11 protein-coding genes are annotated in these 8945 nt (G+C 66.9%); 2 read left to right on the top strand and 9 right to left on the bottom strand.

From position 1 onward, the window contains the following. From ACRDUX_RS19530 to ACRDUX_RS19500, 7 genes are all read right to left on the bottom strand, one after another. The coding region (locus tag ACRDUX_RS19530) for a 5-oxoprolinase subunit C family protein (RefSeq protein ID WP_526415670.1) at nt 1–500 on the bottom strand (500 nt) is incomplete at its 3' end. A 9-nt stretch (nt 501–509) separates the two neighbouring features. Further along, entirely contained in the window at nt 510–1175 is a 666-nt protein-coding gene (locus tag ACRDUX_RS19525; RefSeq protein ID WP_526415669.1) for a 5-oxoprolinase subunit B family protein, read from the bottom strand. Nucleotides 1176–1249: 74 nt separating this feature from the next. Continuing rightward, nucleotides 1250–1870, bottom strand: a complete 621-nt coding sequence (locus ACRDUX_RS19520) for a queuosine precursor transporter (RefSeq protein WP_526415671.1) — start codon at nt 1868–1870, stop codon at nt 1250–1252. Nucleotides 1871–1954: 84 nt separating this feature from the next. Beyond that, nucleotides 1955–2935: an ABC transporter substrate-binding protein gene (locus ACRDUX_RS19515; RefSeq protein ID WP_526415668.1), complete on the bottom strand. Its 981-nt coding sequence runs from the start codon at nt 2933–2935 to the stop codon at nt 1955–1957. Nucleotides 2936–2982: 47 nt separating this feature from the next. Further along, nucleotides 2983–3687: a hypothetical protein gene (locus ACRDUX_RS19510; RefSeq protein ID WP_526415667.1), complete on the bottom strand. Its 705-nt coding sequence runs from the start codon at nt 3685–3687 to the stop codon at nt 2983–2985. An 83-nt stretch (nt 3688–3770) separates the two neighbouring features. Then, entirely contained in the window at nt 3771–5135 is a 1365-nt protein-coding gene (locus ACRDUX_RS19505; RefSeq protein ID WP_526415666.1) for an aldehyde dehydrogenase family protein, read from the bottom strand. Further along, entirely contained in the window at nt 5135–6238 is a 1104-nt protein-coding gene (locus tag ACRDUX_RS19500; RefSeq protein ID WP_526415665.1) for a phenylacetate--CoA ligase family protein, read from the bottom strand. The genes ACRDUX_RS19505 and ACRDUX_RS19500 overlap by 1 nt, the downstream gene beginning before the upstream one ends. 225 nt (nt 6239–6463) lie before the next feature. Between ACRDUX_RS19500 and ACRDUX_RS19495 the strand changes: the two genes are divergently transcribed. After that, nucleotides 6464–6694 carry a deoxyribodipyrimidine photolyase gene (locus ACRDUX_RS19495; protein WP_526415664.1) on the top strand — a complete coding sequence of 77 codons (231 nt, stop codon included), beginning with the start codon at nt 6464–6466 and terminating at the stop codon, nt 6692–6694. Between the two features lie 9 nt (nt 6695–6703). On the opposite strand, the gene ACRDUX_RS19490 is transcribed toward ACRDUX_RS19495, so the two are convergent. After that, entirely contained in the window at nt 6704–7501 is a 798-nt protein-coding gene (locus ACRDUX_RS19490) for an SDR family oxidoreductase (protein ID WP_526415663.1), read from the bottom strand. A gap of 69 nt (nt 7502–7570) precedes the next feature. On the opposite strand from ACRDUX_RS19490, the gene ACRDUX_RS19485 reads away from it, so the two are divergent. Beyond that, nucleotides 7571–7807 carry a hypothetical protein gene (locus tag ACRDUX_RS19485; protein WP_526415662.1) on the top strand — a complete coding sequence of 79 codons (237 nt, stop codon included), beginning with the start codon at nt 7571–7573 and terminating at the stop codon, nt 7805–7807. A gap of 90 nt (nt 7808–7897) precedes the next feature. Here ACRDUX_RS19485 and ACRDUX_RS19480 read toward each other — a convergent pair whose 3' ends face one another. Next, complete coding sequence (locus ACRDUX_RS19480; RefSeq protein WP_526415661.1) at nt 7898–8617, bottom strand: hypothetical protein; 720 nt, start codon at nt 8615–8617, stop codon at nt 7898–7900. Nucleotides 8618–8945 lie beyond the last annotated feature (328 nt).

Below are 8945 nucleotides of genomic sequence, written 5' to 3'. Positions count from 1 at the left end.
ACCGGGGCCTGGTCCAACTCGGGGAAGTCGGCGGTGTGCTTGCCGATGGTCAGCACGTCGCCGGGCTTGAGCGGCTTGGGGCCGATCGCCGACATCACGTCATGGCTGCGGGAGCCGAGCGTCGGCTCGGCGTCGATGCCGCCACGGACCGCGAGATAGCTCCGCAGACCGGAGTGGGGAGCCCCGAGGGATATCACCTCACCGTCGTGGGCGTAGTGAATGCTGTTGGTGCCGAACCGAAGACCGTTGACCGACGGATCGGCATCGGCACCCGTGACCGCGATGGCGACACCGCCTCCGCGCACCCGTGCCGAGAAGCCTCCGAAGGTCACTTCGACGGTGGCCCTGTCCCGCGGGTTGGCCACCAGCCGGTTGGCCAGGGTGTGGGAACGACGGTCGGCCGCCCCGGAGCGGGACACGCCCATGTGCGCCAGTCCCGGCCTTCCGAGGTCTTCGAGCAGGGCCAGCGGGCCCGTCTTCAGTATCTCGATGGTGGTCATCAGGGGCTCCTATCCGATCGCCCGGAATCGAACCCACAGGCCGGGGGTCAGCAGCGCGGGCGGATCGCGTTCGACATCCCAGAGCACCGCATCGGTGCGGCCGATCAGCTGCCACCCACCCGGCGACTCGCGTGGGTAGACGCCGCTGAATTCACCTGCCAGCCCGACCGATCCGACGGGCACCCTGGTGCGGGGCTCGGCTCGGCGCGGCACGTGCAGTCGCTCGTCCCCACCGACCAGATAGGCGAACCCGGGTGCGAACCCCCCGAACCCGACGCGCATCGGGGCGGCGGTGTGGGCGGCGACCACCTGGTCGCGGGACAGGCCCGCCAGCCGTGCGACCTCGTCGAGGTCCTCGCCGTCGTAGACCACGTCGATCGTCACGTCCGCTCCGAGGCCGGATGGCGGGTCGGCCGCCACCGCCTCCCACTCGACGCGGAGGCCGTCGAGGCGGGCCCGCGTCGCTGCCTGATGGCCCGGACCAGCGAGTTCGAGCAACACCGTGCGGGAGGCAGGGACGACGTCGACGACGCCGGGGAGATCGGCGTCCCGCAACGCCTGACACCAGGCCAGCACTTCGGCAGTACCGTCGAACTCCAGCAGCAGAGCCTGGTCACCGTAGTCCAGCACCGTGCCGAGGGACATCGCGTTCATCACGTCAGCCGAGACTGTCATCTACCCACGCTACCCACGGGTAGCTAATTTTCGGCAAACTTTTAGGACCTCGCCAGAGGAGCCTCAGAGATGCTTCATACGGCGGGCTCGTACGTGGGCTCCTTGCGCTTGATGGAGGCGATCACGCGGTACGTCACGGGCAGCATGACGATCTCCACCGCGGTCTTGTAGAGCCAGCCGAGTGCGGTGTAGACGGCGAAGTCGTGAAAGCTGGTGATGCCGATCGCGCTCGCAGCGATGCTGCAGAACACCAGGGTATCGCCGAGCTGGCCCGCGAACGTCGACCCGACGAGGCGGGCCCAGAGGTGCTTCTCCTTGGTGCGTTCCTTGATCGCCACGACGACCCAGGCGTTGATGGTCTGCCCGACGATGAAGCCGGCCAGTCCGGCGATGATCAGCTGCGTGTAGGCGTGCACGACGTTCTCGAACGCGGCCTGGTTCTCGTAGAAGTCCGCTGCCGGCAGGTAGATGGTCACCCAGAACGCGAGTGCGGCCAACACGTTCATCGAGAAGCCGAGGATGATCGCGCGTCGAGCCGCCTTGAAGCCGTACACCTCCGAAAGCACGTCGCCGATGACGTAGGTCAACGGGAAGACGATGAAGCCACCATCGGTGATGACGGGCCCGAACGCCACGCCCTTGGTGGCGGTGACGTTGGAGATGATGACCAGGGCCGTGAACACCGCGACGAGCATCGGATAGTAGGCCGCGCCGACCTGTGCGAAAGCTGTAAGTCTCTCGGGCCTCTCGGGTATCTCGCTCGTCACCCGGTCATCTTGTCAGGTGAGCACTTTGGAGATCATCGGCGGTAACTGGTCGGCCACCACGGGATAGGACAGCACCGACGTGAACGCCAGGGCCCCCGCGAGATCCTTGCCCGTGAACACGTTCCTGTTCGACTTCGTCGACTTCAGCGTGGCGAAGAACGGCTGGGCGAGAAGGGCGGCCTGCTCCTCGTCGCTCTCGGTCTTCCAGATCACGACGTCCGCCGTGTCGAGGACCGACGCCAGCTTGTCGAGCGGGACCTGGGCGCGGTCCTCCTTGACGAAGCCGTTGACGCTGTCCGGTACGGCGAAGCCCATCTGCACGAGGAAGTCGGTGCGCCAGCCGGGCGGGGTGACGTCGGCCTCGTTCTCGAAGAACGTCGCGCTGACGATGACGACCTTCTTGTCCTTGAACTGCTGGTTGTTCTTCCCGACGTCGGTGAACTTGGCGTCGACGTCGGCGATGAGCTTGGTCATCTCGTCGAACTTGAAGACCGCCTGACCGATCGTGGACGCCTGGTCCTTCCACGGCTCGAAGAACGCGCTCTGTCCGGACTGCGCGACGGTCGGCGCGATGGCGGTGAGCTTGTCGTAGGTGTCCTTGTCGAGGCCAGCGTTGGTGGCGACGATGAGATCGGGCTTGAGCGTGGCGATCTGATTGACCTGTATGCCGTCGTAGAGGTTCAGCACGATGGGCTGGGCGCCACCGAGTTTCGATTGCGCCCACGGCCATACGGCGAACGGCTCGCCGCCGAACCAGTCGGTGATGGCGATCGGGACCACGCCGAGCGCGAGCAGGTCATCCTGTCCGGTGAACCCTGCGCTCACGACGCGCTTGGGGGCCGACGGAATCTTGGTCTCGCCGAAGACGTGTTTGACCGTGACGGACCCGTCACCGGCGACGGCGCCGGGCTTGTCCGCACTGCAGGCCACGGTGGTGAAGGCGAGGCCCGCGGTCATGGCAAGGAAGCTCCGTCGGGACCAGATTGATGGCACGAAGCCGAGCGTAATCGGTACCCGGTGTCGAAGCTGTCGAAGGGCGGTTAAAGGCCCCGCTGGTCGTCGTCCTGGAACGTCTCGAGGACCGCGTCGTAATCCTTGACGGCGCCGTGGATCTCCTGTCCGGCGCGATTCCAGGATTCGCCGATGTCGGCACGTACCGCGTCAGCCTGGGCGAGAACCTCGTAACGCTCGCGGCTCAGCGCGGCCCCGACGTCCCCGCCGCGGGTGGCGACCGTCGCGACGGTGAACGCCGCGTCGATGGCCGACGCCGCGACGCTGCCCTGTGCGCGCAGAACGGCTTCGGCGACGTCCGCGGCCCCCGCGACGACGGCGTTGGGAAGCACCGCCTGGTTGCCGACGTACTCACCGACCGCGGTACGGACTCGGCTCCCCGCGCCGGCGACGACGCCGCGCACCTCCTTGCCGCTGTGGACGAGCGCCGCAGGAAGCGTTGCGCCGCCACGGATCTCGTCGACCACGGTTATCGGTGCGTGAGCCAGGGCCGCCGACACGTCGGTGGTGACGCCGACGAGCTCGGCACCGAGGGACTGGCCCGCGCCGAGTTGACGCTCCAGGACGTGGCGGATGACGATACCGCGCGTCGAATCGGGTTCCGCGATCTCGTCCTCGTGCTCGGTGTGGATGACCTCGACCGTCACGTCGGCCGGGTCCTCGCGGATGAACTCGTCGGGTGCTGCCTCGTCAACGTCTGTTGCTTCGTCAACGTCTGCTTCCGTGTCTGCCATGGCGCTAGTCCACACGTCCCGGTTGACTCGGGGCGGGCGCGGAGGTGAGTGGCGTGTGAACCGCGCGTGGCCGATCGGTCCGTTCACCGGAGGAATCCCTTGTTGCGCATGAGGAAGTCCGCGAGCCAGCCCTCGTGCGGGATGTGTGGTGCGGCCGTCTGGGTGGGATGGCCACCGGTGTAGACGTTGGTGACCGTCGGTTCGGCGAGCAGGTCGTCGATCAGCGCCTGGTCGGTCGTGATCGCGGTGATCACCAGGGAGTCGCGCAACGGGGTCAGACCGTCGTCCCTTGACCAGGGCGTCACCCAGACGCATGGGAACGGCAGTTCGACGTTGATCGTGTTCACGTCGAGTTGCCGCAGCAGGTGCACCGCGGGCCGCAGTGCGGCGTACCCGTCGCCGAGATCGGCGACCACCTGGTCGGCTCCGAGGACGGCCTCGGTGCCCGCCGCCCGGTGCGCGAGATGTTCGGCGAGTGCGATGGCTTCGTCGATCGGAGTGGTTGGGAGGGTGGCCCTTTCATCGAGGTTCGATAGCGGCGCCAGCGCCGACAGCCGTTCGGCGATGGCCCGTGCCAGCGGTTCGGGGTCGCCTTCATGGAGCACGGCGGTGGCGTTGACGCAGGCCATCCCACCGAGGCCGGCGATCGACTCGACGATCACGTCGAGGTGGTCGCGCCAGTCGCACTCCGCGGTGATCAGAATCTTGGTGCGGCCGGGTCCGTTCACCAACACCTTTGGATCACCCCCGAAGCGGTCGGCCACGTCCTGGCCGCCGTAGACCAGCGCGAGGTCGGCGGCGTGGACGAGTTCGTCGGCGTCGGCATGGTCGGTGGGCAGGAACAGCGCGTCCCCATTGCGGAATCCGGCTTCGCGCAGACAGATTGCGAGGCGGTGCGCCGTGAACGGTTCCCGTCTCGACGGGCGGATCGCGACCCGGTAGCCCAGTGCGAGCGCCTGCGGCCATTGCCCGTGTACGCCGGGGGCGTTCCCTGGTGCGTGCACGGCGAGCACTTCACCACGGCGTGCCCACACCGCGCCGCCGCCACGTTCGACGTCGCGCCAATCCAGTTCCGCCCCGACGGGGCGCGCCGGTCGCACCGCGTCGAACGTCGTCTCGACCGATTCCGCGACCACGTGCGCTCCGGCTCTTGCCACGGTCATCGGCAGACCCGTCACCCGGCACGTCGCGTCGACGTAGCCGCCGAAGTCCAGTCCGGCGACGGATGACGTTCGGAAGAGCTCCGCCGCGCGCCGCAGCGCCACCTCCCGCTCGGCCAGCGGCAGCGGTCGCAGTTTGCGCTGCGCGGCGATGGAACGCGAGACGAACAGTCGTGGCACGACGCTCAACTCGGCAACGGGCTCCCCACGGGTGTCGGAGACGAGTTCGGTCTTGCGAGTGCGGTATTCACCGTTCGGGCCGAGGGCGTCGAGCGCGATGAGGCTCATCAGTACACGCCCTCGATGACGGCTTCACCGCCGAACACGGCCACCGGCACGACCTCGCTCACGGAATCGCCGACCTGTGTGGCGGGTCCCCTGTTCCGGATCGCCGTGTCACGCTCCAGGTTGTTCGGGATGAACATGCCCTTGCTGACGTGATTCATCACCACCTGACCCCGTTCGCCGTAGGCCACCTGCTCGCCGGTGTCGGGATCGATGACCCAGAGCACCACGTAGGGCGACCTCGGATCGAAGACGGTCACGTCGCAGGCGATCCGGGTGGCGCACTGCGACAGGATCATGGTGCTGCCGAACACCGTCGCGATGCGGGCGCCAGGGAACACGTCGCGGAGAACGTCGAGCGTGTCCAGGTCGACGTGTGCGCCGCTGAGCAGGATGTGGCGGATCTTCTGGTTGACCAGATCCACCAGCGCGTCGTCACGGGCGATGGCCTCCAGCAGCGGTGGCGTGGCGTGCAGGTTGGCGACGGACTGGGTTTCGAGGATGAACCAGGCCTGATCGACGACGTGGCTCAGATAGGCGGCCACCTCCGCGGCCGCCTCCCGTGCCGAGAGCTTCTTGACCCACCGCGGATCCAGGTCGATCGCATGGAACGTCGAGCCGAGGCGTTCGGCGACCTCGCGGTCGAAATGGCCGACGCCGTGCGGGCCGCTCGGCATCATGCACAACAGACCGCCGCCCGCGACGAAGCCTCCCGCGGTGAAGTCCTGCACCTGCCAGCGGGTGACCTGCTCCACCCAGTCCGGCAGCTGCGCCGTCCGCTTGGGCGCTCCCGTGGTGCCACCGGACTCGTAGATCCTCGGCACTGGTGGCGACGAGCCGTAGCCGCGAGGGATGAGGTCTTCGACTGGCACGCTACGCAATTGGTCGACCAGGTTGGGGAAGATGCGTAGGTCGTCGAACGTGTGGACGTCGGTCAGCGGGTCGAACTCCAAGTCGTCGGCAGCCCGCAGCCAGAACGGTGACCCGGTGTCGGCGCCGAAGTGCCACGCCATCGCAGCGACGAGGTACGCCTCCGCGTCCTCCGGGGGCGCCTCCCGCGGCACGTCGAGGATGGAGAAGTCCACCACCTCATCCTGACCGAGCACCGGCCGCGAAAGTGCGTGGCAACGGCAAACATTCACCGGCGCCGCGGGGAACGGGGATCGACGTCGACGTGAACCGGGGATGAAGGGCTGCGCCGTGTGACGCCGCCACGAGTCGACTGTGGCACGGCTGTGAATCGCCGGTCCCGGGTTCGAGCGCCACGATCCGGGTATCTACCTAGATCGGCGACACTCGTCGATTCAGTCCTCACCGTGGAGGTGGCAGCCATGCTGCACAGTGTTTTGCTTGCGACGTCGGACAACGTCGAGGCCGCGGGATTCATCCTGCGCGGCATCAAGGGCATCTTCGTCGCGATCGGCAGTGTCATCGCGGCCATCGTGTGCGCTGTCATCGCCGCGACCAAGGGACGGAGCGCGCTCGGCTGGGGGGTGCTCGGGCTGTTCTTCAGCATCATCACGTTGATCGTCGTGATCGTGATCCCGAGCAAGAAGAGCTGAATCGGCGTCCTAGGTGCGCGCCAACCGCTTGTTCGCCAAGCGGGTCAGCCACGCGGGTGAGAACCGTGCGCCGATGGCCATGGCCCTGGCCTGCCTGCCCACTGGGAAGTGCACCTGATGGATCAGCCTGCGCTGCCACGAGGGGTCGACGGCCGCGACGATGTCGTTGGCGATGTCCTGTGCGGACAGGTGGATGCCCAGTGATTCCGTCGTGCCCGTCTTGACGCCGCTCGTCATCGCGGTCTGCACGTAGAGCGGCCACATGGCGATCACGCGGATGCCGTACCGGCCCCACTCGAGGTCGAGGGCCTCGGTGATCGCGCGGATGAAGAACTTGGTCGCGCTGTAGTTCGCGAGTTCGGGCTGACCGTAGATCGCGGACGCGGACGCCAGGTTGACGACGACCGCGCCTGGCGTGGTCCTCAGATATGGGAACGCGGCATGTAATCCGTTGACCACGCCCTTGGTGTTGATGTCGATCTCCCGGTGGTGCGCCTTGACCGCGATCTCCTCGAATCGGCCCGAGGTCAGGATGCCCGCGTTGTTGATCATCACGTCGAGGCGATTGCCCGTGTGTGTGGCGAACTCGGCGACGCGCTGGGTGGTCTCGTCGGCGTCGGTCACGTCGAGATGTCCGGTGATCGCCGTCGCACCGAGGCCCTCGATCTCCTCGGCCAATGTCTTGAGTCCGACCTCGTCGATGTCGTATGCGCCGACGACGTAGCCGTTCCTGGCGAAGGACAGGGCGGTCGCGCGACCGATGCCCGCTGCGCCGCCCGTGATGAATACCGACTTCTTTTGGCTCATACCGCCATGATGGCGCATGCGCGTGCCGACGAAGGTGGTCGTGTTCGAGCTCGGGTGCATGATGGAGTGGTGCGCCTCGTCCTTGCAGCTCTGATTCCGCTCGCCGCGGTGGGCATGGTGTTCGCGCCCGCGGCCGGGGCGGGCTGCAACGACTCCAGCGGCACCATCGTGTGCGCTCAGGGCGACGTCCGTGGCACACACGCCCCTCCGCCACAGAGGCCGCAGTACGGTCCGGTCTACGGGGCCTGGTGCAACGGCGATCTCTGTTTCGCGGGTAACGGTCCGGGGATTTCCGTAGGGCCGTAGCGACCGCTGGGACGCTGTCGGCGCGGCTGGCCTGCTCCCGCCGCGGAGCGCCCGAACCCTGGTCCGGACGTCCCGCGGGCGGTGCACTGGTCAGGTCAGCGTGTAGTCGTCGAATTCCATGTCGATCAGGAGGGGTTCTTCGGCTGACTGGTTGTCGTCCTGGCGGGGCAACACTTGCCGGTGAGTCGGGAAGACGATTCCGTCGAAGTCCTCGTGACCGTGTAGATAATGGGCTCCTGGGCCTCCGGCGGTGACCTCGGCGGTGTAGTCGTGGCGCCTGATGAGTCCCGCGTCGTCGATGTAGAGGACCTGCTCGGCGCAGTGCGTGGCGATGGTCTGCGGGAACGTGACGTGCAGGCGGCGCCAGGACTCGCCGTTCTCCTTCCACGGATCGATCTCCTCGGTGCTGAACCCGGGCTGGGTCAGTACGAATGGCAGCGTGATGTAGGTCCACAGCGCCGTCCCGCCGAAGTAGATGGCGTGCAGGTGGTCCCACGGCGTGAATAGTTCGTGGCCGTCGAACGAGGACCGTGGCTGTGTGCGGTCTTCTTCCACCGCGCCGGTCTCGTTCTCGATCCAGACGCGGTCGCGTTCGAAGACGCCGCGCCAGCCGGCGTGCACGAAGGGCGTGGCGGCGACCCGTTGGGCGTGGGGGGCGATGTCGACGTCGACGGAGGTGAACAGGCCCGTCTGGCCCTTCACTCCCCAGACTGCTCCGGTCGAGGCGAGGTGGGTGTTGATGTTGGTGATCTCGTTCCACCGTGTGAGTCCGCCGTGGGCGGCCACAGTTTCGTCGAGCAGATCGGTCATGAGTGGTCCTTGTCCAAAAGTTGAGCCGCAGTTCGGATTTCAACGCGCAGCTGTCAGTTGGGAATTCCAACTAACTAGAACGCTAGTGGAGTTAGTCGTAAAACACAACCTACAAACTGACGCGGCTCGGGCGCCTGCCGGGATACCGCGAACGCGGCGTGTGCGCACCGCCATGAGTTGCGATGGCCGATCTCACCGCGGCGGCCGCCTACCCCGGTCCTATGCCGGAACGCATCGCGATGAACTTAAACTGCTTGCCGCACAGGTTGAGTCGTCAATCGACGACTCATGGCGGCGTACTAGCTCTCAAGCTGGGTCGGGCATGGGT

This window comes from Mycobacterium sp. (assembly GCF_050701675.1).
Taxonomy (GTDB): domain Bacteria; phylum Actinomycetota; class Actinomycetes; order Mycobacteriales; family Mycobacteriaceae; genus Mycobacterium.
The sequence above is the reverse complement of the archived record's forward strand: the minus strand, read 5'-3'. Positions and strand labels throughout refer to the sequence as shown.

Coding starts and splice junctions, on each gene's coding strand:
- ACRDUX_RS19525 (WP_526415669.1), bottom strand. CDS start 1,175: ATGACAGTCTCGGCTGACGTGATGAACGCGATGTCCCTCGGCACGGTG.
- ACRDUX_RS19520 (WP_526415671.1), bottom strand. CDS start 1,870: ATGCTCGTCGCGGTGTTCACGGCCCTGGTCATCATCTCCAACGTCACC.
- ACRDUX_RS19510 (WP_526415667.1), bottom strand. CDS start 3,687: ATGGCAGACACGGAAGCAGACGTTGACGAAGCAACAGACGTTGACGAG.
- ACRDUX_RS19495 (WP_526415664.1), top strand. CDS start 6,464: ATGCTGCACAGTGTTTTGCTTGCGACGTCGGACAACGTCGAGGCCGCG.
- ACRDUX_RS19505 (WP_526415666.1), bottom strand. CDS start 5,135: ATGAGCCTCATCGCGCTCGACGCCCTCGGCCCGAACGGTGAATACCGC.
- ACRDUX_RS19490 (WP_526415663.1), bottom strand. CDS start 7,501: ATGAGCCAAAAGAAGTCGGTATTCATCACGGGCGGCGCAGCGGGCATC.
- ACRDUX_RS19480 (WP_526415661.1), bottom strand. CDS start 8,617: ATGACCGATCTGCTCGACGAAACTGTGGCCGCCCACGGCGGACTCACA.